The 24,167-nt window shown below is 64.6% G+C and carries 24 protein-coding genes and 1 tRNA gene; 16 read left to right on the forward strand and 9 right to left on the reverse strand.

Features of this window, described 5'->3' with window-relative positions:
- The first annotated feature begins 4 nt into the window (after positions 1 to 4).
- From infB to rbfA, 3 genes are read left to right on the forward strand one after another with little or no spacing between them, the layout of a single operon-like run.
- Complete coding sequence (gene infB / locus GRI62_RS02900; RefSeq protein WP_131451926.1) at positions 5 to 2,590, forward strand: translation initiation factor IF-2; 2,586 nt, start codon at positions 5 to 7, stop codon at positions 2,588 to 2,590.
- A 16-nt stretch (positions 2,591 to 2,606) separates the two neighbouring features.
- Positions 2,607 to 3,038: a PaaI family thioesterase gene (locus tag GRI62_RS02905; protein ID WP_131451927.1), complete on the forward strand. Its 432-nt coding sequence runs from the start codon at positions 2,607 to 2,609 to the stop codon at positions 3,036 to 3,038.
- Positions 3,031 to 3,435, forward strand: coding sequence for a 30S ribosome-binding factor RbfA (rbfA, locus tag GRI62_RS02910; protein ID WP_131451928.1), 405 nt, complete (start codon positions 3,031 to 3,033; stop codon positions 3,433 to 3,435). Before GRI62_RS02905 ends, rbfA begins: the two co-directional genes overlap by 8 nt.
- Here rbfA and GRI62_RS02915 read toward each other — a convergent pair.
- On the reverse strand, positions 3,432 to 3,896 hold the full coding sequence (locus tag GRI62_RS02915) for a DUF4126 domain-containing protein (RefSeq protein WP_131451929.1): 465 nt from the start codon (positions 3,894 to 3,896) through the stop codon (positions 3,432 to 3,434). The two genes, rbfA and GRI62_RS02915, sit on opposite strands and share 4 nt — an antisense overlap.
- Before the next feature lie 104 nt (positions 3,897 to 4,000).
- Between GRI62_RS02915 and GRI62_RS02920 the strand changes: the two genes are divergently transcribed.
- Positions 4,001 to 4,582: a thymidine kinase gene (locus GRI62_RS02920; protein ID WP_131451930.1), complete on the forward strand. Its 582-nt coding sequence runs from the start codon at positions 4,001 to 4,003 to the stop codon at positions 4,580 to 4,582.
- Positions 4,583 to 4,658: 76 nt separating this feature from the next.
- Here GRI62_RS02920 and GRI62_RS02925 read toward each other — a convergent pair whose 3' ends face one another.
- The 3 genes from GRI62_RS02925 to GRI62_RS02935 form a co-directional block, all read right to left on the reverse strand.
- Entirely contained in the window at positions 4,659 to 4,793 is a 135-nt protein-coding gene (locus GRI62_RS02925; RefSeq protein ID WP_131451931.1) for an Entericidin EcnA/B family protein, read from the reverse strand.
- 104 nt (positions 4,794 to 4,897) lie between these two features.
- A complete protein-coding gene (locus GRI62_RS02930) occupies positions 4,898 to 5,389 on the reverse strand; it encodes a flavodoxin family protein (protein WP_131451932.1) in 492 nt (163 codons plus the stop codon).
- Positions 5,386 to 7,002: an AbgT family transporter gene (locus GRI62_RS02935; protein ID WP_131451933.1), complete on the reverse strand. Its 1,617-nt coding sequence runs from the start codon at positions 7,000 to 7,002 to the stop codon at positions 5,386 to 5,388. The genes GRI62_RS02930 and GRI62_RS02935 overlap by 4 nt, the downstream gene beginning before the upstream one ends.
- A gap of 93 nt (positions 7,003 to 7,095) precedes the next feature.
- On the opposite strand from GRI62_RS02935, the gene GRI62_RS02940 reads away from it, so the two are divergent.
- From GRI62_RS02940 to GRI62_RS02965, 6 genes are all read left to right on the forward strand, one after another.
- Positions 7,096 to 7,815, forward strand: coding sequence for a site-2 protease family protein (locus GRI62_RS02940; protein WP_131451934.1), 720 nt, complete (start codon positions 7,096 to 7,098; stop codon positions 7,813 to 7,815).
- On the forward strand, positions 7,808 to 8,806 hold the full coding sequence (truB, locus tag GRI62_RS02945) for a tRNA pseudouridine(55) synthase TruB (RefSeq protein WP_131451935.1): 999 nt from the start codon (positions 7,808 to 7,810) through the stop codon (positions 8,804 to 8,806). Before GRI62_RS02940 ends, truB begins: the two co-directional genes overlap by 8 nt.
- Positions 8,807 to 8,833: 27 nt before the next feature.
- Positions 8,834 to 9,103, forward strand: a complete 270-nt coding sequence (gene rpsO / locus GRI62_RS02950; protein WP_131451936.1) for a 30S ribosomal protein S15 — start codon at positions 8,834 to 8,836, stop codon at positions 9,101 to 9,103.
- A 172-nt stretch (positions 9,104 to 9,275) separates the two neighbouring features.
- Positions 9,276 to 11,591: a polyribonucleotide nucleotidyltransferase gene (gene pnp / locus GRI62_RS02955; RefSeq protein ID WP_131451937.1), complete on the forward strand. Its 2,316-nt coding sequence runs from the start codon at positions 9,276 to 9,278 to the stop codon at positions 11,589 to 11,591.
- A gap of 102 nt (positions 11,592 to 11,693) precedes the next feature.
- The gene (locus GRI62_RS02960) at positions 11,694 to 12,773 is read left to right on the forward strand and encodes a sensor histidine kinase (RefSeq protein WP_131451938.1); all 1,080 of its coding nucleotides are present in this window, start codon (positions 11,694 to 11,696) and stop codon (positions 12,771 to 12,773) included.
- A complete protein-coding gene (locus GRI62_RS02965; protein WP_131451939.1) occupies positions 12,760 to 13,443 on the forward strand; it encodes a polyamine aminopropyltransferase in 684 nt (227 codons plus the stop codon). The genes GRI62_RS02960 and GRI62_RS02965 overlap by 14 nt, the downstream gene beginning before the upstream one ends.
- 12 nt (positions 13,444 to 13,455) lie before the next feature.
- Here GRI62_RS02965 and GRI62_RS02970 read toward each other — a convergent pair whose 3' ends face one another.
- Together GRI62_RS02970 and GRI62_RS02975 are read right to left on the reverse strand one after the other, a co-directional pair.
- Positions 13,456 to 13,974 carry a DUF1993 domain-containing protein gene (locus tag GRI62_RS02970; protein ID WP_131451940.1) on the reverse strand — a complete coding sequence of 173 codons (519 nt, stop codon included), beginning with the start codon at positions 13,972 to 13,974 and terminating at the stop codon, positions 13,456 to 13,458.
- Between the two features lie 194 nt (positions 13,975 to 14,168).
- Positions 14,169 to 14,939: a GcrA family cell cycle regulator gene (locus GRI62_RS02975; RefSeq protein WP_131451941.1), complete on the reverse strand. Its 771-nt coding sequence runs from the start codon at positions 14,937 to 14,939 to the stop codon at positions 14,169 to 14,171.
- A 71-nt stretch (positions 14,940 to 15,010) separates the two neighbouring features.
- Between GRI62_RS02975 and GRI62_RS02980 the strand changes: the two genes are divergently transcribed.
- Complete coding sequence (locus GRI62_RS02980; protein WP_131451942.1) at positions 15,011 to 15,871, forward strand: ABC transporter permease; 861 nt, start codon at positions 15,011 to 15,013, stop codon at positions 15,869 to 15,871.
- A 6-nt stretch (positions 15,872 to 15,877) separates the two neighbouring features.
- On the opposite strand, the gene hspQ is transcribed toward GRI62_RS02980, so the two are convergent.
- Entirely contained in the window at positions 15,878 to 16,258 is a 381-nt protein-coding gene (gene hspQ, locus GRI62_RS02985) for a heat shock protein HspQ (RefSeq protein ID WP_131451943.1), read from the reverse strand.
- 166 nt (positions 16,259 to 16,424) lie between these two features.
- Here hspQ and GRI62_RS02990 point away from each other — a divergent pair.
- Together GRI62_RS02990 and GRI62_RS02995 are read left to right on the forward strand one after the other, a co-directional pair.
- A tRNA-Ser gene (locus GRI62_RS02990) sits at positions 16,425 to 16,514 on the forward strand.
- 160 nt (positions 16,515 to 16,674) lie between these two features.
- Complete coding sequence (locus GRI62_RS02995) at positions 16,675 to 17,991, forward strand: tyrosine-type recombinase/integrase (RefSeq protein WP_131451944.1); 1,317 nt, start codon at positions 16,675 to 16,677, stop codon at positions 17,989 to 17,991.
- Here the strand turns inward: GRI62_RS02995 and GRI62_RS14435 are convergent.
- The gene (locus GRI62_RS14435; RefSeq protein ID WP_199799895.1) at positions 17,988 to 18,752 is read right to left on the reverse strand and encodes a helix-turn-helix transcriptional regulator; all 765 of its coding nucleotides are present in this window, start codon (positions 18,750 to 18,752) and stop codon (positions 17,988 to 17,990) included. The genes GRI62_RS02995 and GRI62_RS14435 overlap by 4 nt on opposite strands.
- A gap of 237 nt (positions 18,753 to 18,989) precedes the next feature.
- Here GRI62_RS14435 and GRI62_RS03005 point away from each other — a divergent pair, with 237 nt between their 5' ends.
- The 3 genes from GRI62_RS03005 to GRI62_RS03015 all read left to right on the forward strand — a co-directional run bounded on the left by GRI62_RS03005 (position 18,990) and on the right by GRI62_RS03015 (position 22,542).
- The gene (locus GRI62_RS03005) at positions 18,990 to 20,057 is read left to right on the forward strand and encodes a nucleoid-associated protein (protein WP_199799896.1); all 1,068 of its coding nucleotides are present in this window, start codon (positions 18,990 to 18,992) and stop codon (positions 20,055 to 20,057) included.
- Entirely contained in the window at positions 20,054 to 21,040 is a 987-nt protein-coding gene (locus GRI62_RS03010) for a GTP pyrophosphokinase (RefSeq protein WP_131451945.1), read from the forward strand. The genes GRI62_RS03005 and GRI62_RS03010 overlap by 4 nt, the downstream gene beginning before the upstream one ends.
- A 330-nt stretch (positions 21,041 to 21,370) precedes the next feature.
- Positions 21,371 to 22,542 (forward strand): IS3 family transposase gene (locus tag GRI62_RS03015; RefSeq protein WP_131451946.1). Its coding sequence is split into 2 segments (ribosomal slippage): positions 21,371 to 21,635 and positions 21,635 to 22,542, totalling 1,173 coding nucleotides; the frame shifts between segments, so codons are not numbered across the junction.
- Positions 22,543 to 22,577: 35 nt separating this feature from the next.
- On the opposite strand, the gene GRI62_RS03020 is transcribed toward GRI62_RS03015, so the two are convergent.
- Entirely contained in the window at positions 22,578 to 24,164 is a 1,587-nt protein-coding gene (locus GRI62_RS03020) for an ABC1 kinase family protein (protein ID WP_131451947.1), read from the reverse strand.
- Positions 24,165 to 24,167 lie beyond the last annotated feature (3 nt).

Consider the following 24,167-nt stretch of genomic DNA (forward strand, 5'->3'; position numbering starts at 1 on the left):
GCACATGAGCGACGAAAACGACACTCCGCGCGAACGCAAGCCCCTGGGGCTCAAGCGATCGCTGGGCGCTGGCGAGGTCAAGCAGACCTTCAGCCACGGCCGCACCAACAAGGTGGCGGTCGAGGTGAAGCGTCGCCGCAAGCTCGTGAAACCGGGCGAGGAAGTGGCTGCACCGCCGCCGCCCGCCGCCGCGCCCGCGCCCGCTCCGACCCCGGCGCCCGCGCCCGCTCCCACGCCGACGCCAGCCCCCGCGCCGGTGGCGAAGCGGCCATCCGCGCCCTCGGGCGAAACCCCGCAGGAACGCGTCCAGCGCCTGCAGCGTGAGGCCGAGGAAGATCGTCTGCGCACGGGCCAGGAAGCGCGCAAGCGCGAGGATGCCGAAGCCCGGCAGGCTGCCGAGACCGAAAAGAAGCGCGCCGAAGACAATGCCAAGGCGCGCGAAGAGGCCGAAAAGCAGGCGGTGGCCGATGCCGCTGCCGCGCCCACCGATGCCCCGACGGCAGCCGCGCCGCAGGACGCCGAAAACGCGCCGGCCGCCGAAGCCACCAGCACCGAGGCCGACACCGGCACGGCGACTGCAACGCCCGCCGTCCCCGCCGCGCGCAGGTTCACGCCTGTTGCGCGTCCGGAGCCCAAGCGGCCCGAGAAGAAGCGCGAAGACAAGCCCAAGCGCGGCACCCCCGTGGCCGACGCCGGCGACAAGCGCCGTTCGGGCAAGCTGACCGTCAACCGCGCGTTGAACGAGGACGAGGGCCGCCGCGCCCGCAGCCTCGCCGCGCTGAAGCGTGCCCGCGAGAAGGAGCGGCGCCTGCATGGCGGCGGTTCGTCCGCCCCGCGCGAGAAGCAGGTGCGCGACGTTGTCGTGCCCGAGGTCATCACCGTTGCCGAACTTGCCAAGCGCATGGGCGAAAAGGGCGCCGACCTGGTGAAGGAGCTGTTCAACCTCGACATGATGGTCACCGTCAACCAGACGATCGACCAGGATACTGCGGAGTTGCTGGTCGAACAGTTCGGCCACACGATCCAGAAGGTCTCCGCCAGCGATGTCGACATCGACACCAGCGAAGAGAGCGATCCGGAAGAAACGCTGCGCCCCCGCGCGCCCGTCGTGGCGGTCATGGGCCACGTCGACCACGGCAAGACCAGCCTGCTCGATGCGCTGCGCAAGACCAGCGTGACGCGCAGCGAGGCCGGCGGCATCACGCAGCACATCGGCGCCTACCAGGTGAGCACGAAGGACAAGTCGAAGATCACCTTCCTCGACACCCCCGGCCACGCCGCCTTCACGCAGATGCGTGCGCGCGGCGCCAACGTGACCGATATCGTGGTGCTGGTGGTTGCCGCGGACGACGGGATCATGCCGCAGACGATCGAGGCTATCAACCACGCCAAGGCGGCGAACGTGCCGATGATCGTGGCGATCAACAAGATCGACAAGCCCGAAGCCAACGCCAAGAAGGTGCGCGAGCGCCTGCTGGAACACGAGGTCATCGTGGAGGAAATGTCGGGCGACGTGCTCGACGTGGAAGTCTCCGCCAAGACCGGCGACGGGCTCGACGCGCTGATCGAGAAGATCCACTTGCAGGCCGAACTGCTGGAACTGCGGGCGCGGCCCGATCGCGATGCCGAGGCGATCGTGATCGAGGCGCAGCTCGACAAGGGTCGCGGCCCCGTGGCGACCGTGCTGGTGAAGCGCGGCACGCTGAAGCGCGGCGATACCTTCGTCGTCGGCAGCCAGAGCGGCAAGGTCCGCGCACTGGTCGACGATCAGGGCAAGCAGATCAAGGAAGCGGGCCCCTCCATGCCTGTCGAGGTCCTCGGCCTTGGCGGTGTGCCCAACGCCGGCGATCAGCTGACCGTGGTTGAGAACGAACAGCGTGCGCGCGAAGTGGCGCAGTATCGCCAGGAACGCGCCACCGAACAGCGCACCGCGCTCGCGCCCACCAGCTTTGACACCATGTTCAACAAGTCGAACGTGATCGAATGGCCGGTTGTGGTGAAGGCGGACGTGCAGGGATCGGTTGAGGCGATCGTCCACGCGCTGCACAACCTGTCCAACGATGACATCAAGGTGCGCGTGCTGAACGCGGGCGTGGGTGCCATCACGGAAAGCGACGTCACGCTGGCAGCGGCCAGCAAGGCGCCGATCGTCGGCTTCAACGTGCGTCCGAACCCCAAGGCGCGCGACCTGGTGAAGCGCGATGGCGTCCGCATGATGTATCACGACGTGATTTATCATGTGACGGACGAGGTCACGAAGGAACTGCTGGGCGAGCTTGGCCCGCTGAAGGTGGAAACCGTGCTCGGCCGTGCAGCGGTCAAGGACGTCTTCAAGTCCGGCAAGCGCGACAAGGCCGCCGGCCTGCTGGTGGAGGAAGGCATCATCCGCAAGGGTCTGCACGCCCGCCTCACCCGCGACGATGTCATCGTCTCGGCCACGACCATCCAGTCGCTGCGCCGGTTCAAGGACGACGTGGACGAGGTGCGCGCCGGTCTGGAATGCGGCGTGGTCCTCGCCGACACCAACGACATCAAGCCGGGCGACCAGCTCGAGGTGTTCGAGGTGAACGAGGAAGAGCGCACGCTGTAAGGCGCGAGGGGCGGCGATGGAGCAGAACCTGACACCAGACTGGCCCAGCGCCCAGCTGATGGGCGCCCGGTTCGTCGGCATGGACGAAGGCACGAAGACCGTGGAAATGGCCTTCGTGCCCCCTGCCGGCTTCGCCAACATGCGCGGCAACGTGCAGGGCGGGCTGCTGGCCGGCTTCCTGGACGAGGCGATGGGCGCGGCGGTTTACCTCGGCACCAATGGCAAGTTGCAGCTGTCGCTGGACATCAACCTGTCGCTGCTTGCGCCTGTCGCGATGGAGCCGATCACGGTAAAGGCGCGCCCGGTCAAGGCCGGGCGGCGCATCACCTTTGTCGAGGCCGAACTCTTCGACCACAAGGGCCACCTCTGCGCCCGCGCCACTGCCACGGCGATGGCGACCGAATGGCCTGGTGGCATCGCGGCGGCTGGCGAGAACGCCGATGGCTAGGCACGTATCGGGCGAAGACCAGTCCGTCCGCCTGCTCAAGGTGGGCGAGCGGGTGCGGCATATCCTCAGCGAACTGCTCGCCCGCGGGGAGGCGCATGACGAGGTGCTGCGCGCCCATGCAATCAGTGTCACCGAAGTGCGCATGTCGCCCGACCTGCGCAACGCCAAGGTCTACGTAAAGCCGCTGCTGGGTGAGGACGAGGCCGTGGTGGTAAAGGCGCTGCGCACCAACACCGCCTTCTTCCAGCGCGAGGTCGCCCAGCGCCTCGGCCTGAAATTCGCGCCCAAGCTGCAATTCCGGTCCGACGAGAGCTTCGATGAGGCAAGCCGCATCGAACAGTTGCTCGACGATCCCAAGGTCGTGCGCGACCTCGACGAGGACGGGCGCCAGGACTAGCCCCGGCGGTCGAGACCCGGGGAAAGCGCCACGGTGAGCGCGCTGCCCAATACCAGTGCATCTTCCGCGACGCCGGTCGCGGTCTGGCCATAGCGGTCCATCGCGGCACAGCGCATCCGCCAGCCGATGTACGAACTGCCCAGCGCACAGGCGACGGCCACGGCGCCCCCTGCAACACGTTCTCCGGGCCGCGCCAGCGCCGCGCCGGCATAGGCCGCCGTCAGCGTGCGCGCGATAAGGCCGAGCGGCACGATACGATCGGGCGCGCTCTTCATCTTGTCGCCCGCCATCTCCGCAGCGGCGAGAGCCACGGTCCCGCCAGCAATAACCGGGTGCGCCACGAATTCGCGCAGCAGCGCGTCCGGCGGCAAGGTGCCCTGCCGCGCCGCTGCGGCAACGGCGGCAAGCGGCGTCATGCTGCGCTGGCCGGCAACGAAGCCCATCAAGATCGATCGTAGCATCGGCTACCCCTTTCGCCCTTCGTTACGCCGCGTCTGCCAATTGTTTCCGCAACCGCGTTTGAGCCCGGATGGAAGCGGCGGCTTTTTGCGGGCATAGGCCGGCCATGGCCAAGCTCTATTTCTACTATGCCAGCATGAACGCCGGAAAATCGACCACCCTGCTGCAGGCGGATTTCAACTACCGCGAACGGGGCATGGCGACCATGCTGTGGACGGCGGCGATCGATACCCGATCGAACTGCGCCATCGCCAGCCGCATCGGGCTGGAGGCGGACGCCAACCGCTATACGCCGGGCACCGACCTTTGGCGCGAGGTGATGGCGCGGCACGCCGCGGCGCCGCTGTCATGCGTGCTGATCGACGAGGCGCAGTTTCTCACCGCCGTTCAGGTGTGGCAATGCGCACGGCTGGCGGACGCGGCCGACATTCCGGTGCTGTGCTATGGCCTGCGCACGGATTTTCGCGGCGACCTGTTTCCCGGCTCGGCAGTGTTGCTGGGCGTGGCGGACAGCCTCGTCGAGCTGAAGGCCGTGTGCCACTGCGGGCGCAAGGCGACGATGAACCTGCGCGTTTCCGCCAGCGGCGAGGCTGTGGGCGAGGGCGAGCAGACCGAAATCGGCGGCAACGAGCGCTACGTCGCGTTGTGCCGCCGCCATTTCGCGGCGGACCTGGGAATGTATCGCTGACAGTGCATCGCGGACCCCGGACACAAAAACGCCGCCCGGAGGCGGCGTTTCCGTGTCCTGAAATCAGCAGGCGGGATCAGCAGTTGCCTTCCACGCCGTCGGCGCAATCACCCACCGATTCGACGTCTTCGACGGCACCGTCGAGCGTGTTGCAGGCCTGGACCAAGAATGCGCTGGTGCTCAGAGCGAGCACGGTAAGAAGCTTCTTCATGAAATGTCTCCTCAAAAGCGACAGGAGCCTTGCGGTGCATGTCGGTAAAGGAGCTAACTATGAAAGCGGGCACCTGTTCCGGGGGCCTTGCCGAAAGATCGCATTCAGTATACGCCGAGCGCCAACCCGGCGGCAAGCATCGCTCCCAGATCGCGCGCTGCGGCAAGATCCCCGGCGGCAATGGCCTTGGGTGCGAAAATGGCCTCGCGCGTCTGCGCGCCGACATTGACGATCCGCGTGTCCGCTACCCGCCGCAGCCGCCATCCGGTGCAGATGCGTTCGAGCTGCACCTTCGCATTCTCTCCGTCCGACCCTGCACAGATTACGGCCGCGTAGGGCCGACCCTCGATCCGGCCCAGCACGTCATAGTAGGTGCGGTCGAAGAACGCCTTCATCACCCCGGCGATCGCGGCGAGGTTTTCCGGGCAGGCGAACAAATAGCCGTCGGCGGCGAGGAGGTCGGCCGCCTCGGCCTCTTCCGCGGACAGGAGGCGCACCGCGCAATCGCCCGCGGCCAGCGCCCCCTCGCGCGCCGCCTCGGCCAGTTGGCGCGACCCGCCGGTGCGCGAATGCCAGACGATCAGCAGCGTCTTCACCCGCCGCCTGCCGTAACGCCTGGCGCTGTCGCCTTTGGCAGATCGAAGAACACGCTCGCGCCCGGGCCCAGCGGCAGGTCGAACACCACCCAGCCGATCGTGATGGCCAGCCCGGCTACCATGATGCCGCCGCAGTAGGGGATCATCATCGCGGTCAGGCTGCCGATGCCGAAATCGCGGTTCCATCGCTGGCAGAAGATCAGGATCAGCGGAAAATAGGGCAGCAGCGGGGTGATGATATTGGTGGCGCTGTCCCCAACGCGGAAAGCAGCGGTGGTCATTTCGGGCGAGATGCCCAGCAGCATCAGCATGGGCACGAACACCGGTGCCAGCACTGCCCACTTGGCGCTGGCAGAGCCGATAAGCAGGTTGAGCAGCGCGCCGAACAGCAGCACCGCCACCAGCATGGCCCACACCGGCAGTCCGCTCGCCCTTAGCGTGTCCGCGCCGTTGACCGCCAGCACGATGCCGAGGTTCGACCAGGCGAACATGGCCACGAAATGCGCGGCCACGAAGGTGAGCACTAGGTAATAGGCCATGTCCTTCATCGCGCCCGCCATCATGGCGATCAGTTCGCGGTGATCGGCGATGGTCCCCGCCGCGCGGCCGTAGAACCAGCCGGGCACTAGGAAGACGAGCATGAAGAACACCAGCAGGCTGCGATAGAACGGCGTCATCTGCGCTTCGGGCGGGGCGGCACGGTCGATCAGCGGGGCGTTCGGGCCGATGGTCAGGAATACCCACACTGCCACCAGCGCCAGAACCGCCAGCCCGGCCCGGCGCAGGCCGCGCGCCTGGGCCGGCGTGGTGACTGCGCTCGGCTCATCGCCCAGCGCCTCTCCCGCCAGCGCCGGATCGTAGGCGCCCAGCCGCGGCTCGATCACCCGCTCGGTGACGTACCAGATGACCGGCAGGTAGACGACCAGCATGGCCGCGATGAAATACCAGTTGCCCGCGATATTGGCGCGCCAGTCGGGGAACACGGTCTGCACCGCGGCCTCTGTTATGCCCAGCAGCAGGGCGTCGAGCTGGCCCGGAAACAGGTTGGCGGAAAAGGCCCCCGAAACACCGGCGAAGCTGACCGCTATGCCCAGCAGCGGATGGCGCCCGGCGGCGTGGTAGACGATGGCCGCCAGCGGGATCATCACCACGAAGGCGGCATCGGCGGCGTGGTTTGCCAGCATGCAGGCAACGGCCACCGCCGGGGTCAGCCAGAACCGCGGGGCGCGGGCCACGCTGGCGCGCATGGCGCTGGTGAACAGGCCCGACCGCTCCGCCACGCCCGCGCCCAGCATCACCACCAGGACGAAGCCGAGCGGCGGAAAGCTGGTAAAGGTGGTGCCGGTCTCGGTCAGCAGCAGGCGCAGGTTTGCGCTGCTCAGCAGGCTTTGGACGGTGATGATCGTGTTGGTGCCGGTTTCGGGGTCGATTTCGGCCGGGTGCAGCGCCGACAGCCCCGCCATGCTGGCGACCACGGACACCGCCACCAGCGCCAGCACGAACCACACGAACAGCAGCACCGGATCGGGCAGGCGATTGCCCGCGCGTTCCACCCGGGCAAGAAAGCCTTTTTGCTTGGTCGCTGCTTGCGTGCTTCCCGGTGCGCTTGCCATTGCCTCGTATCCCCCGCGGCCGACCCTCGAAGCGGAGCATGACAAGTCGCGGGCCACTTTACCAGCGCGCTGGCAGCGCCCATGTGGGCCGGCATGTCGGATACCCTGCTGTTTGCCCTCATCCTGATTCCCTGCCTGGTGGTGGCGATCGTGTTTCACGAGGTCGCCCACGGCTGGGCGGCGCTGGCGCTGGGCGACCCGACGGCCAAGGAACAGCGCCGGCTCAGCCTCAACCCCATCCGCCACGTCGATCCGGTCGGCACGCTGCTGGTGCCGGGCTTCCTGGCGCTGGTCGGCGGGCCTATCTTCGGCTGGGCCAAGCCTGTGCCGGTGTTGAAACAACGGCTCGACAACCCGCGCTTCGGCATGATGGCGGTGGCGGCCGCCGGGCCGGGCACGAACTTCGTGCTGGCGCTGGTGGGCGCGGTGCTGCTGGGGATGGCGACGCCTGCGGGCGCGGGGATGAGCGCGCTGGACACCGGCATGTCGGTGATCGTGGACGGGGCGGGCGAGACCGCCGCCTTTGCCAGCGGCATGTTCTACTTCATCCTGATCAACGTGTTCCTGGCCGTATTCAACCTGCTGCCGATTCCGCCCTTCGATGGCTCGCACATCGTCGAGGGGGCGATGCCGCGGCGCTGGGTGCATTATTACGAGCGGCTGCGACCGTTCGGGATGCTGCTGTTCTTCGGCCTGATCGCATTGACCTGGTTCGCGCCGCAGCTTGGCGTGCTGGAGAACACCATCGGTCGGCCGGTCGCCTGGGTGATGGACCGCTACCTCGCGCTTGCCGGCACGGTGGCGGGTGACTGACCGACCTTTTCGCCCCAACGGCTGGCTGATCCTCGACAAGCCGCCGGGCCTGAGATCCACCCAGGCCGTGGGCGCGGTGAAACGCGTGCTGCGCGAACTGGGCTACGGCCCGAAGCTGCGGGACCTGCCCAAGGTCGGCCACGGCGGCACCCTCGATCCGCTGGCCGAGGGCGTGCTGCCCATTGCCCTGGGGGAAGCGACGAAGCTCACCGGGCGGATGCTCGACGCAGACAAGACGTATGAATTCACCATCGCTTTCGGCGAGGAAACCGAAACCCTCGACACCGAGGGCAAGGTGACGGAACGCACCGATCGCCGCCCCCCGCGCGCGGCTATCCCCGCGGTGCTGGAACATTTCACCGGCACGATCGACCAGCTGCCGCCCAGATATTCGGCGCTGAAGGTGGATGGCCGGCGCGCCTACGACCTGGCGCGGGGCGGGCAGGACTTCGAGCTCGCCACGCGGCGGGTGACGATCCACAGCCTCGCGATGGTGGGAGAGGCCGGCTACGCGCCGCTCTATTCCGCCTTCGCCAGCACGGGTTCACGTCCCGATGCGGAAATCGGGTACGAGGCGCTGGAGATGGCCGACACCGTCACCCTCGTCGCCAGCGTGAGCAAGGGCACCTACATCCGGTCATTGGCATGGGACATCGCACGGGCGCTTGGAACGCTGGGTCACGTGACCTATCTCAGGCGCACGAAGGCCGGTCCTTTCACCGAGGATCAGGCGATTTCGCTGGACTTGCTGAACGAAATCGGTAAGGGCGCGCGACTTGAAGACCACCTCCTGCCGCTGGAGGCGGGGCTGGACGGTATCCCGGCCCTCGCACTCGATCCGGAAAGCGCGCAGGCGGCCCGACAGGGCCGGGTCGTTTCCGGATTGCCCCATCCCGACGGGCTCCATTTCGCGAAACTGGGCGATGTTCCGGTAGCGTTGGTGGAAATCGAAGGCGGCGCCATGACGGTTGTCCGGGGGTTCAACATATAGCGCGATACCGCGAAAAGGTCTCAAAGCATGTCGGTAACTCCCGAAAAGAAGCAGGAAATCATCCAGGACAACGCCACCAACAAGGGCGATACCGGATCTCCGGAAGTCCAGGTCGCGATCCTGACCGAACGCATCCGCAACCTGACCGAGCACTTCAAGGGCCACCACAAGGACAACCATTCCCGTCGTGGCCTGCTGATGATGGTGAACAAGCGTCGCAGCCTGCTCGCCTACCTCAAGCGCAAGGATCTGGAGCGTTACAACTCGCTGATCCAGAAGCTGGGTCTGCGCAAATAAGAGTTTTTGCGAGGGGCGGCTCAAGGGCCGCCCTTCGTTTATCCGGCTATCGCGCAATTCGGCGGGTAGCGGGCAATGGGGCACCAAGGCGCCCCGCACCGGACCGGGACGGTATCCCCGGCATCAGAGGCCCCGCGACGCAATATGGCGCGCGGGATCATAAGGAAATTACATGTTCGACACCAAAACCGTATCGATCGAGTGGGGCGGAAAGACCCTCACCCTCGAAACCGGCCGCATCGCCCGTCAGGCTGACGGCGCCGTGCTGGCCACCTATGGCGAAACCGTGGTGCTGTGCGCCGTGACCGCCGCCAAGAACGTCAAGGAAGGGCAGGACTTCTTCCCGCTGACCGTCCATTACCAGGAGAAGTTCTCTGCCGCGGGCCGTATCCCCGGCGGCTTCTTCAAGCGTGAGCGCGGCGCGACCGAGAAGGAAACGCTGACCAGCCGCCTGATCGACCGCCCGATCCGCCCGCTGTTCCCCGAAGGCTTCTACAACGAGATCAACGTGATCTGCCAGGTGCTGTCGTTCGACGGCGAGACCGAGGCGGACATGGTGGCCATGATCGCGGCATCTGCCGCGCTGACCATCTCGGGCGTGCCCTTCATGGGTCCCATCGGCGGTTGCCGCGTGGGCTACATCGATGGCGAATACGTGCTCAACCCGAAGCAGGACAAGGCGCTGGAAGACGGTCGCCTCGACCTAGTCGTGGCAGCCACGCACGACGCCGTGATGATGGTGGAATCCGAAGCCAAGGAACTGACCGAGGAAGAAATGCTCGGCGCCGTGGCGTTCGCGCATGACGAGATCCGCAAGGTCATCGGTGCGATCATCGACCTGGCCGAACAGGGTGCCAAGGATCCGTGGCAGATCGACAAGGTGGACGGCAAGGCCGCCCTGCTGGAAGAACTGCGCGGCGTCATCGGCGAAGATCTCGCCGCCGCCTACAAGCTGACCAACAAGTCCGAACGGCAGGCCGCCGTCAATGACGCCCGCACCAAGGCGCGCGAGCATTTCTCCGGTCTCGCCGAGAGCGATCCGGCCGGCTACATGGGCCGCCTGAAGCTGGTGAAGACGCTGGAAGGCGACATCGTGCGCAAGGCCATCCTGAAGGACGGCACCCGCATCGACGGCCGCAAGCTGGACCAGGTCCGCCCGATCGAGAGCATGGTCGGCTTCCTGCCGCGTGCCCACGGTTCGGCGCTGTTCACGCGCGGCGAGACGCAGGCCATCTGCACCACCACGCTGGGCACCAAGGACAGCGAGCAGATGATCGACGGGCTGGAGGGTCTCTCCTACTCGAACTTCATGCTGCACTATAACTTCCCGCCCTATTCGGTCGGTGAAGTAGGCCGCTTCGGCGCGCCCGGCCGTCGCGAGATCGGCCACGGCAAGCTGGCCTGGCGTGCGCTGCACCCGGTGCTGCCGAGCAAGGAGGATTTCCCCTACACCATCCGCATCCTGTCCGACATCACCGAGTCCAACGGCTCGAGCTCGATGGCGACGATCTGCGGTGGCTGCCTCAGCATGATGGACGCCGGCGTTCCCATCGAACGGCCGGTTTCCGGCATCGCCATGGGCCTGATCCTCGAAGGCAATGACTTTGCCGTCCTGTCGGACATCCTGGGTGACGAAGATCACCTCGGCGACATGGACTTCAAGGTCGCCGGCACCGAGAACGGCATCACCACCATGCAGATGGACATCAAGGTGGCCGGGATCACGCAGGAGATCATGGGCAAGGCGCTGGAGCAGGCCAAGGCCGGTCGCCAGCATATCCTGGGCGAGATGCAGAAGGCGCTGGGCTCTGCCCGCAACGAACTGTCGGCGCACGCGCCGCGGATCGAGACCATGCAGATCGACAAGGCGAAGATCCGCGACGTCATCGGCACCGGCGGCAAGGTGATCCGCGAGATCGTGGCCGAGACCGGCGCCAAGGTCGACATCGACGACGAGGGCCTGATCAAGATCAGCTCGTCCGACGTCAGCCAGATCGAGGCTGCGCGCAAGTGGATCGCCGGCATCACCGAGGAAGCGGAAGTCGGCAAGGTCTATGACGGCAAGGTCGTCAACATCGTCGACTTCGGTGCCTTCGTGAACTTCATGGGCGGCAAGGACGGTCTCGTCCACGTCTCCGAAATGAAGAACGAGCGCGTCGAGAAGCCGACCGACGTCGTGTCCGAAGGGCAGGAGGTCAAGGTCAAGGTTCTCGAGATCGACCAGCGCGGCAAGGTCCGCCTGTCGATGCGCGTCGTCGACCAGGAAACCGGCGAGGAGCTGGAGGACACCCGTCCCCCGCGCGAACCCCGCGAACCGCGCAGCGGTGGTGACCGGGGCGACCGGGGCGACCGTGGCCCGCGTGGCGGCGGTGACCGTCGCGGCCCGCGTGGCAACCGTGACCGCAAGGACGATCGCGGCGGCCGCCGCGATGGACCCAGCGCAGGTGGTGGCGATGACCACATGCCGGCGTTCCTGAAGGACGATTGATCCGCAACGGCGCGCCAACAGCGCACTATCGGAACGGGGTCGTGGGGGCATTCGCCCTTGCGGCCCCTTTCGGTATGAAACCCGAAAGTCTAGCGCACGACCATGCACGACGTTGACCGCCAGTCTCCCGATACTGCGAGGCGACCTTTTCTGGAAAGCTTGCCGCTGGCTTCCGGTCGGCCGTGGGTCGGTTATGTCTGTGCCGTGCTGGCCAGCATTGCCGGGCTGGTGGCGCGGTGGGCGGTCGATGATGCGCTGCCCCCTGGCTTTCCCTACCTCACCTTCTTTCCTGCGGTCATCATCGTCGCCTTCTTCCTGGGCGCGCGGCCGGGCATCGTGGCGGCAGTGCTGTGCGGCATGCTCAGCTGGTACTTCTTCATCGCCCCGTTCGAGACCTTTGCCCTGCCGTATCAGGCGGCGGTGGCCATGCTGTTCTACCTCTTCATCTGCACTGTCGACATCACCTTGGTCCACTGGATGCAGGCGGCCAACCGGCAGCTGGCGGCAGAACGGCTGCGCAGCGACAGCCTGGCAGAAACCCGCGCCGTTTTGTTCGAGGAACTGCAGCACCGCGTGGGCAACAACCTGCAGATGATGTCCTCCATCCTCAACCTGCAACAGCGCGGCGTGGCGGATGAGGCGGGCAAGGCGGCGCTGGTCGAAGCATCGCGCAGGCTGGGCGTGGTGGGGCGGTTGCAACGCACGCTCTACCATGCGGACGGGGCCCAGCTCTCGCTGGCAAACTACATCGACCGCATCGTGCGCGACACGCTGGAGGCGTCGGGCCGCACCGATATCGACTATCACTTCGACGAACAGGCCACCGACGTGCTGCCTGCCGCCGCCGCGGTGCCGACCGCGCTGGTGGTATCCGAAGCCGTCAGCAACGCGCTGGAACATGGCTATGGCGCGGCACGGGGCGGGGTGCTGGAGGTGACAGTGGTCGAAGACGAAGCAGACGATACCTTCGTCATCTCCATCAGGGACGAGGGCCGTGGCCTGCCGCAGGGCTTCGTGCTGGAGCAGGCCGACAGCCTCGGCCTGCGCATCGCCAGCAACCTGGCGCGCGGGCTAGGCGGCAGGTTCACCCTCGACCGGCGCGACGACGGGCCGGGCACCGTCGCCCGCCTGACGGTCCCCCGCTCACACGACGAACCAGGAGATACAGATGCTGCCGCGTGAGGAAATCGCCACCGCACAGATTCCCAATGGGGGCATGTTGACCCTGATCGCCCATGGCCGCGACCATGTCATCATGCTCGGCCGTGACGAGCTGATGGGCACGCGCATGCAGTTCTCCGAAGAACAGCTGGCCCGGCTGACGCTGGAGCGGCTGGAGATGCCGGCTCCGCGCATACTGATAGGCGGATACGGCATGGGCTTCACCTACCGCGCCGCGCTGGAGGTGCTGCCGGCGAACGGTCACATCACCGTGGCCGAGGTGGTGGCGGAGATCGTCGACTGGGCGCGCGGACCGCTCGCACACCTGATCGGCGACACGCTCGACGACCCGCGCGGAGAGGTTATCATCGCCGATGTCGCCGCGCTGGTGGACGATGCGGGCGATGGCACCACGCCGCTTTACGACGCGATCCTGATGGACGTTGACAATGGTCCCGATGGCATCGTGCGCGACGGCAACGAACGGCTCTACACCCGCACGGGCATCGCCCGCATGCGTGATGCCCTGAGCGTGGGCGGCTTGCTGGCGATCTGGTCAGCGGCGGACGACCACAAGTTCACCCGCCGGCTGATGGATGCAGGGCTGCAGGTCGAGGTCGAAACGGTGCGCGCCCGCCCGAACAACAAGGGCCCCCGCCACACCATCTGGTTCGCCCGGCGCGTGCGTTAGGCGCCCGTCAGGTCAGCCCTGTTTCAGACGCGGCTGGCCAAGGAAGTCGCGCTTGCCCACCTCGATCCCCAGATTGCGCAGGATGGCGTAGGCGGTCGTTGCGTGGAAATAGAAGTTGGGCTGGGCAAAGCTCAGCAGGAAGTTCTCGCTGGTGAAGGGCATGTCGACATTGCGGGGCGCGAAGACGAAATGCGTCTCGCCGCCGACGAAGCTGTCGACCTCTCCCTTGCTCAGGGCGCGCAAGGTGTTTTCCGCCGCGCCCAGGTTCAGTCGCATCTGCTCCAGCGTGGTGGCCGGCTCGCCCATGTCGGGAGAGAAGCTGCCCTTGCGCACACCCTCGATCGCCCCGACCGAGTGCACGACCATGCTTTTCACCTGGTAGGCGAAGGGCAGCATATCCTCGGCCAGCTTGGCCGCGGCCAGATCGTCCTCCGCAATGCCGCAGGCCTTGGCCCGCTCGATCCATGTCTGCCCGGCGTTCAGGATCTGGATGTAGGACGGCACGACGGCTTCGTAGAGCGAAAACGACATGGGCGCGGGTTCCTTTTCAAATCCGGTGCATGAGCGGGTTGGTGCTGAATGCCCTGCCAGCCGGGGCGGCGATGTTCAACGGTGTCGACTTGACCCATGCCGTCAGCATGTCACGGAGCGCAGACGACCATGTAAGGAAAAGGCCCGTCATCCACGATCGGACGACGGGCCTTTCCGGGCGGTCTTGATGAGGCTCAGCGCACTCGTGGTCCGCCGAACGGAAGCGGCGGGGGAGGGCGGCGCGCGCCGCGCGGCAGCTGTGCCTGGTAGGCGCGCCCGCAATGTTCGACACAATAGGGGAAGCCGGGGTTCACCCGCTCGCCGCAAAAGTGGAAATCGGGTTCCCCCGGATGGCCCATCGGCCAGCGGCAGACGCGGTCGTTGAGGTCGAGCAGGCTGGTCTTCTCGGCAATCTCGGCGCTCGGCTTGGCCGGCACGAGCCGACGGGGCGGGGCGGGCGGGATCGGTGCCTGCTGATCGCCCGGACCCTGGCGCAGGAAGCCGCCCGGGCCATAGCTGACGATCTTGGGCAGATCCTCGCGCTTTTCCAGCAGCGGATGGCCTGCGCTCGCGGGCGCGGCGGCGGACGGGGCGGACGCCTCGCCATCTGTTGCGCTCTCGGTCTCCGGCTGGGGAATGGGTGCCGGGCGAGCGGGTGCGGCAGCAGGAGCTGGTTCGGCGGAGGGCCGGCTGGGGGCGGGCTTCCTTTCCGCAGGCGCATCGGCAGCGGCCGGAGATGCAGCGACAGGTGGCGCTGCGGCGGGGGCCTTCTTCTTCGGCGGCGGCGCCTTCTTTTCTTCCTTGGCCTTCACCGGGCTCGGCCGCGCCTTCAGACCCAGCCGGTGCGCCTTGCCGATCACCGCGTTGCGCGAAACACCGCCCAGCGTGTCGGCAATCTGGCTGGCGGTCGATCCACCCTCCCACATCTTGGTCAGAGTGGCGATGCGCTCTTCGGTCCAGCTCATAGGTCGGTCATGTCCAATCGTTGTCTTGCCAAGTCTTGCAACCCCAGGCCGGCCCCGATAGGCGAGCGCGCATGACAGGACAAGCGAGTGTGCCGCCGCGCCAGTTCCCGCCCAAGGGACAGCCGCAGATCACCGGGTTCAACCGGATCGGTCTGTGGAGCCTCTATATTAAGGAGTGCCGCCGCTTTCTCAAGGTGCAGACGCAGACTGTCTGGGCGCCTGCCGTCACCACGCTGCTGTTCCTGGTCATTTTCACCGTCGCGCTGAGCGGTGCGGGCGGGCGCGCGGGGCGCGAGGTTCTGGGCGTGCCCTTCGGCACGTTCGTTGCCCCCGGCCTCATCATGATGGGCATGATGCAGAACGCCTTTGCCAATTCCAGCTTCAGCCTGCTGGCGGGCAAGTTGCAGGGGACGATCATCGACCTGCTGATGCCGCCGCTGAGCGAGGCCGAGCTGATGATCGGCATCGTCACCGCCGCCATAACCCGCGCGGTGATGGTCGGCGGCGCGGTATGGCTGGCGATGTGGCTCTATCCCGGCGTCTCCGTCTCGGTCGAGCACCCCTGGGCGGTGGCGTGGTTCGGCCTGATGGGTGCAACCATGCTGGCGCTGGCGGGCTTGCTGGCGAGCATCTGGGCCGAGAAGTTCGATCACAACGCAGCGATCACCAATTTCATCGTTGCACCGCTCAGCCTGCTGTCGGGCACGTTCTATGTCATCTCAAACCTGTCGCCGGCGTTCCAGGCGATCAGCCGCGCCAATCCGTTCTTCTACATGATTTCCGGCTTCCGCTACGGCTTCCTGGGGCGCAGCGACATTGGCAACGATAACGCCCACGTCATCGGCGCGGCGATCGGCGTCGGCGTGCTGAACCTCGTGCTGGGGTTCGTGACTTACCGCGTGCTGAAGAGCGGGTGGAAGATCAAGAGCTAGACGGGACTAGTGCGTCAGGCTGCGGCGCAGGCGATACTTGCCCGGCTGGAACGCCTCGAACAGCTGGCTGACCTGCGGGTGATCGATCGGTTCGTCGGCACTGTCGATCGCCAGGTTCTGCTGGCTGACATAGGCGACGTAGGAACTGTCCTCGTTCTCGGCGAGCAGGTGATAGAACGGCTGGTCGCGATCGGGCCGCTGGCCTTCCGGAATGGCTTCATACCACTCCTCGGAATTGGCGTAGACGGGGTCGACATCGAAAACCACGCCGCGAAAGTCGTGCCGCTTGTGTCGCACCACGTCACCGATGGCGAACAGCGCGCGCGAACGGCGCGGCGCCTCGATCATGCGGCCCGCCTGTCCGGAAAAGAATTGGGTACGATCCATCGGCTTGAATATAGGCGGTGTGCAGCCCCTCACAAGCATCAGGGGCGGGCAATCACCCGATTTTCGGACGGGAATGGCACGCGGGGACTTGGCAAGCCGGAAGCCATCGGCTAACCGCGCGTTCTCCCAATCGACCGGGCATTTCCTGCCGTGGCAGGACCTCTGCGGAGAGGTGGCAGAGTGGTCGAACGCGCCGCACTCGAAATGCGGTTTACGGGCAACCGTAACGTGGGTTCGAATCCCACCCTCTCCGCCACAATCCTGTTTCCACAGATCTGTGAACAGCCATAAAGCGCCGGAAACCTTGCGTTCTGCGCCTTTTGGTGTCCATCCTCGTTTCTTCGCATTCACCCCTTGCTCCGGCGAAGTCGGGGTAAATTGGGGGTAAGCATTCAGGCGGTTTGGGGGTAAAGCAGATGCTGACGGACAAGGCGGTCAAGGCGGCCACGGCGCGAGACAAGGCCTACAAGATCGCCGACCGGCAGGGGCTGTTCCTGCATGTCTCACCCAAGGCCCACAAGACCTGGCGCTACAAATATCGTTTCGACGGCAAGGAGCAGGCGCTCGGTCTCGGCACTTATCCCGATGTATCTCTCGCCGCCGCTCGCGAGGCACGGGACGGTGCGCGCAAGATCCTTCGCTCGGGTCGCGATCCTCGAATGGACAAGGCGCGACGCAAGCTGATCGGAGGACGGGACGAGCGACAGACGTTCGAAGCCATCGCGCGCGACTGGTATGAGCAGCAGCTGCCTCGCTGGAAGCCGGTCCACGCGAACGACGTCATCATCAGCCTGGAGCGTGATGTCTTCCCGTACATCGGCGCGCTCGAACTTAGTGAGATCGACGAGCCGGTGCTGCTTGCCGTGCTGCGCAAGGTCGAGGCGCGGGGTGCCATCGAAACCGCTCGTCGGCTGAAGCAACGGGTCGGGTCGGTGTTCGTCTACGCCCGCGGGCTGGGCATCAAGGTCGACAACCCGGCGGTCGCTGTAGGCGCCGCGCTCAAGCCTGTTCCGCCCGCAAAGCGTTATCCGGCGCTCATCAAGATCGATGGCGTGCAGCAGTTGGTGCACGACGTCGATCGTGCCGGCGCTTCACCCGTCACACGCTTGGCTGCTCGCGTCCTAGCGCTCACGGCGCAGCGCCCTGGCATGGTGCGCCGCATGACCTGGGAACAGTTGAGCGGGATCGACTGGAAGGATGCCTCGGCTCCCTCACCCGAAGCGCTGTGGACCATACCCGCCGACGAGATGAAGCTGGAGTTGCACCTGCGTGACGACGAAGCGTTCGAGCATTGCGTCCCTCTTGCGCCCGAGGCGGTTGCGACCTTGCGCGGCGTGCGCTGGCTCACCGGTCGCTCGCCCTATGTGTTCCCAAGTTCGCTGTCGGGACTGACACCGATCAGCGAGAACGCGATCGGCTATCTCTACAACCGCGAGGGCTACAAGGGCCGTCACGTTCCGCATGGCTGGCGCTCGAGTTTCTCGACCATAATGAACGAGCTTACGGAGCGCGAACTTGGCGACGACATCCGTTTGTTCGCGGATCGGATGATCATCGACCTGATGCTGGCGCATTCGCCCAAGGGCCTCAGCGCCAGCGAGCTACGCTACAACCGGGCGGCCTTCATGCCGCGGCGCCGGGAACTGGCGGAGCGCTGGGCGTCGATGATCATGGTCGACGCGTTACCGGTGGACGAGATCATTCACAGCCCCCGCCGCAAACGGCGGACCTAGTTGCCGCGCAGAGCCGCCTTCTCCCGCAGCCAGGCGGCGACCTCTTCCTTGTCCCAAAGCGAGCGCGAGCCGAGCTTGATCTGCTGCGGAAAGCCGTCGTCATCGATGCGCTTGTAGATGGTCGAGGTGGCCATCCCGGTCATCTCGCATACCGCCTCGATGGAAATTAGAGGAGGACCAACCCCGGCCAGGTCGCTTCTTTCCGATGGCGTTTTTTGGTCTGCTGGTTCCACCGCGAGCTGTGCTTGACGGGAGACCGCACGTGCTGCCCGTAGCTTCGGTTCGGTTACCATCTCTATCTGCCTGGCGGTCAGCGGGCCCAGTTCGGGCAACGCAGCCAGCCATCGGTCAAAGCTTTCTGCGCCCACCAAGATGCGATGCGTTGGGACAGCATTTGGTTCCGTCCAGTGTTCGGGATCGAACGCGCCAGTCGCAAAGCGCGGAAGCGGTTCGTCAATCTCCCACCAATCGGTGAGGATTGGCTGGACTTCGCCGCCGCCCAGCGGGCGCATGAAGCTCGTCAGTCGTCCATGCACAAATGCCTTGGTCATGTCGTCGCATTGCAGCCTGATCAAATCGCGGGCTGCGTCGTTCGGACCCTCGTCTTCCGGTTGCCCGAAGATAGTCGGCAGCTCGTAGGACATTAACCCGAGCATTGCTTCCACGAGCTGACCGAACGCCCAGACAAGCGTGACGCGGCCGACCGAATGGGCGTTCGAGCGCTCTTCGTAGGGCGACCACGGTTTGAAATTAAAAGCCATTCAAGCGCTGTTAGCATGCCGGATAAGGTAAACCATCACACGAATAGCAGGGAGTGAGTAGCGCCTGCAGAGGTGTCAGCTTTGCGCCCCAATCTCAGACGCTCACGAGAACCTAAGCTACTCCCGAAAACCGCCGTTCGTTAATCCTGCGACCTTCGACGGGCCGAGTAGCCGTTTATAGACGTTGGTGAACTCACAAGACTCGACTTCGGGAAGCCGATGTGTTGCTTTCCGAGCTTGGAGAAGACCATGCCACTAGAAAATCTGACCATTCATCGCGCGAGCTTGCACGAAGTCTACCGCCGCGCTGACGATCGTAACATCGTGCCTCCGACTTATGCCACCGAGCTTTTCGAGTTAAACGCCGCTGGTCTCGCGACTTTTCAGAAACGAGTTCAGCAAGCTTTCCAGAGCGACGCCAAGTGCCTCCGCATGACTATCAATGCACATGCCGCGGGCACAGTCGCGGCGATCGGCGTTGGCCTGATTGCCGCCAACGATGCGGATTTTGTGACCCAATCGCAGGCGATGGCGGATCTTCTTGCAGCGGCGCAGACTTCCCGCGGATACCCCGGCGGTCTGGTCGTGACGTTCGACGGGACCGTGGGGCACCCGGTGCGGCGCTTCTTCGGCATCATGAAAGCCGAGATGCATGAGGCGTTCTTGAAAGGCGAGAATCTGCAGGCTAGTTTCGTGGACAGCGTCTTTCTCAGCCCGAAGACGAAGCTCTACAAGATCGGACTGTTCGTTGCTGCGGATGAGCCGCCTCGAGGGCTCCCCGGGGGCTGGAACGCGACCGTTTACGACAGCCAGTTGACCGCGGCGGCCCGCGACGGTGCAGCGCTTTATTTCCACGAGACGTTCCTCGGCCTAGCGTTTCCGGAGAACAGCGCTCAGCAAACGAAGCACTTTTACCAGAAAACGCGTGAGTTCATCGCGTCGGCGGCGCTGCCGGAGGAAGAAAAGGTTGATCTCTACAACGGTCTGTATTCCTATTTGAAGCTCGACCGCGAGCCGACGGTTCAGGTGGCCACATTCGCCGAGCGCTTCATGTCTGAGGAAATCGGAGACGACTATCAGCGACACATGCGTCGCGAGCGATTTCCGGAAGAGGCGATCCAGAAAGACATATCCGAAATTGCCGGTGGGATGCGCATCCGCAAGCTGCGGTTTGGTGGACAGATCACCTTGTCGGGACCCGCGCAGGCTATCAGCGATCAGGTGCAGGTCACACCGATTGATGGCCCAGAGGGGGAGCAGTGGACGCGGATCACTGTTCACAGTCGGCTGGAAAGCCAGCTGTGACGAAGGAAGATGCGTTCTTGGCGAGGTGGCAGGACGAGCGCGCCGCGTATTTGGCCTGGGGACAGCACGTATCGTCGGTGATCAGCGAGGCGTTAATTCCGGTCATCGCGCCAATTAGCGTCGGCTATTTCCTCAAGGCGCCGCTGGCGCCGCGCCTGAAGGACGATCAGAAGCTGGTTGAGAAGGCGTTCTATCGGAACAAGTCATACGCCGACCCTTATGCTGACATAACGGATAAGGTGGGCACCCGGTTCGTCGTGCTGTTGGGGACGCAGGTCAAGATCGTGACCGAGGTTCTGGAAGGGGTAGAGGGCTGGACATGGAGCCGGGACCGCGACTATGAAGAGGAACAGAGCAGGAACCCGGTGGCGTTCGAATATGCTGCCGTTCACTTCGTCGTCCGCCCCAGCTTCGACACATTGGTGGGTGACACCTTGGTGCCGGCTGGCACGCCTTGTGAGGTGCAAGTCAAAACGATCCTGCAACATGCCTACAGCGAGTTGACGCATGACACGATCTACAAGCCTCAGATTGAGGCAACACCGGTCATGCAGCGTAACGCGGCGAAGGCTATGGCGCTGCTGGAAGCTACCAACGACTATTTCGAGCGTGTGGCGACCGATGTTGCCACGGCATTGAGTACAGTGAGGGACATCACCAACGAACTTTCCACCGTCTATCGCGACGTGATTGGTCTGGAGCCCAGCCCAACCGTGCTAGAGGGCCTACTGCTGGAGGCGTATGAATCAACCGCTGAAGGCGACTATGCCGATCGCGCCCGGGCGATGCTTAGGGAACGGCCGTTTTTGATCGACCGCATCAAGGCGAAGGTCGCTGAGCGGAATCCAATCTTTTCGCAGCCGGCGGTGCTGCTGGCCTACATGGATGTCGTCGATCTCGGGAAGCGCGCACTCCGTCGATGGCCCCTAACACCGGCGGAGATGGAGCCGATACTGTCGGATTTAGGCCAGACCATCCATTGATCAGCAGAAGAACACAGCTTCGAGGATCGCTCGCATCAGCACACTGCGGCACTGGCACGCCGGTGCAAGATTTCCGGATGTTGTACGGTTGCCACGTGCGGTTGCCGGTTTCGCATAGATGACTGCGTACGCGGGAATTGTCCCGAAAACCGGCCAGTCAGCTATCGGCCCAAAAATTCTCACAACTCCAGCGTTCTTCGTGTGGCCAATGGCGGCCAAGGAGACGAACGATGGGATACTCAAGATTTGACGCCGCTGTGCAGGCACTGAGGTGCCCCCTTCTGAGTGGTCCATCGACTATTTTAGTCTGGACCATGAAGGAGAAGCAGAATGCCATCGAAGAAGCACAAGCCGGAGGAGATCATCGGGAAGCTGCGTGAGGCGGAGATCGTGCTGGCACAGGGCGGGACCACGCCCGAAGCGTGCCGCCGGATCGGGGTCACTGAGCAGACCTATTACCGCTGGCGCAAGGAGTATGGCGGTCTGAAGGTCGACCAGGCTCGGCGAATGAAGGAGCTTGAGAAGGAGAATGCCCGGCTACGTCGTGCGGTGTCGGATCTCACGCTGGACAAGTTGATCCTCCAGGAGGCTGCCAGGGGAAACTTCTGAGCCCCGCGCGGCGGCGACGCTGTATCGATCGCATCAGAGAGATGATGCCAGTGTCCGAACGGCGGGTCTGTCGCGTACTCGGGCAACACCGATCGACGCAGCGCAAAGCGCCGTGCGGGGCTGATGATGAGCAGGCGCTCACCGAGGACATCATCGCTCTGGCGAAGCAGTATGGTCGCTACGGCTATCGCCGTATTACGGCCTTGCTGCGCAACGCGGGCTGGATGGTGAACCGCAAGCGGGTTGAGCGGATCTGGCGCAAGGAAGGGCTCAAAGTGCCTCAGAAGCAGCCGAAGCGAGGCCGCCTATGGTTGAACGACGGCTCGTGCATCCGCTTGCGTCCAGAGTATCCAGGGCACGTGTGGGCCTACGACTTCGTTGAGGGCCGCACTCATGATGGTCGCAAGTTCCGGATACTGACGATCATCGACGAGGCGAGCCGGGAGTGCCTGGCGCTGGTCGTGGCGCGCCAGCTCAAGCATCAGGATGTGCTGGCGGCGCTGGCAGAGCTGTTCGTCTCTCGCGGTCCACCAGCTCACATCCGGTCTGACAATGGTCCGGAGTTTATCGCTACCGCCGTGCAGGAGTGGCTCGCCAGGATCGGCGTCAAGACGCTCTATATCGCGCCGGGATCCCCTTGGGAGAACGGCTACAACGAGAGCTTCAACGGCTCACTGCGTGACGAGCTGCTCGATGGCGAGATCTTCTACGGCCTTGCCGAGGCCAAGGTGCTGATCGAAGCCTGGCGCCGTCACTACAACACCGTGCGTCCGCACAGCAGCCTTGGCTATCGTCCACCTGCTCCGGAAACGGCGACGACGCCATTGCCGCCTTCCGGTTCCGCTTCGCTCCACCTCCAGCCGGCAATGGCACCGGAGGCAACAATGCACTAACAATCAACCCGGACCACTCGATGGGGGCCGGTCAATTATGATTTTCGGACGAGCACCACCCCAGCAATCGCAAGCGCGCCGCCAGCCAGAGGCCAGGATTGATCGACAAGCAACGCGCTAGCCACGATCAATGCGGCAGCTAGAGGGCCTTTCAAGGACTGACGCTCATTGCGAAGTCCAGCGAGCTGCTCGATACTGAGGGGATCGAGCTGAACCGGCACATATCCTGACTTTGCGATCGAGTTCGCAGTGGCAAGTATGTCGGGCAAGGACGCCGACAAACCCAGCAGCTGACCGCGAAGTCTCTTCAAACCCGACCGAGCGCTGCCGAGCGAGAACCGCTCGGCGAGAAGCTCCGTCATGATCGGCCGGGTCTCTTCGGCGATGTTGTAGTCCGGTGCCAGCGATCGGACGAAGCCCTCTGCAGTCAACAAGGTACGCAGAAGAATGGCCAGATCAGGTGGCAGAACCAGTCGATAATCCCGCAACAGGTCGAAAACGCGGGAAAAAATCTGCGAGAACTCGATGCCAGATAACACGGTCCCCCTGAACTCTCCGATCAACTGATCCAGATCCACCGCGAGCGCATCGCGATCCACCTTCGGCTCCCCCGCCCATGCGAGCAGGACATTCGCGACATCGCTGGTTTCCTCACCAGCGATCGCAAGCACGAGGCGGACGATCTCGTCGCGCCTGGCCTTGGTGAGCGTCCCGACCGATCCAAAGTCGATGAAGCCGACATCCTGCTCGCCGATCATGAAGACGTTACCGGGATGGGGGTCGCCGTGAAATTCGCCGTTCAGGATGATCATCCGCAGGACAGCGTTGGCATAGCTTTTAGCGAAAGCCGCCACCCGCGGGTCGCCGGATGGGCTGCCCAGCGAAGACGCGGGCCTGCCGTACAGGCGTTCCTGAACGTTCACCCGCAGCCCGGTCAGTTCCCAATGGATGGCCGGGGTCCTGACGCCGATGGTGTCGAGATATGCGCCGATCCGCTCGCAGGCTCGGGATTCCGCAGCGAGGTCCATCTCCCAGGCTAGATTGCGGCCGAAGGTCCGCAGAAACTCGACTGGCCGGTAACGCGCGATGTCAGGCGAGCGTGCTTCTGCGATCTCGGCAAGACGCACAAGCAGGCGCACATCGGCTTCCATGCGCGCGGCGGTGCCCGGGCGGCGAACCTTCACGATGACCTCGCTACCGTCCTGTAGCTTGGCGGAATAGGTCTGTGCAATCGAGGCGGACGCCAAAGGCTGTTCGTCGAACTGCGCAAAGTCGTTCCGCCAGTCCTCACCCCAGCTTGAAGCAAGTACGGGCTCGATATCTGCGAAGCGCACTGGCGACACCTGATCGTGCAGGGTTGAGAATGCCGTGATCCAGTGTTCGGTAAACAGATCGCTTCGGGTGGCGAGGAGCTGCCCCAGCTTTATACCAACTGGCCCGATGTCACGGAGGAACGCGACAACTGCAGCCGGACGAAATTCGCGAGGATCGATGACATTGCTCGAAGAGGGAATAAATCCGAGGGCTCCGGCGAGATTTTTCGCGCCGTGCCTCATTAGGATTTGGCTGATCTCCGCGGCGCGAGCGATGCTGCTGATAGGCTTTTCCGGGGGCGATGCCATGAT

It is taken from the genome of Aurantiacibacter arachoides (genome assembly GCF_009827335.1).
GTDB classification, from domain to species: Bacteria; Pseudomonadota; Alphaproteobacteria; order Sphingomonadales; family Sphingomonadaceae; genus Alteraurantiacibacter; species Alteraurantiacibacter arachoides.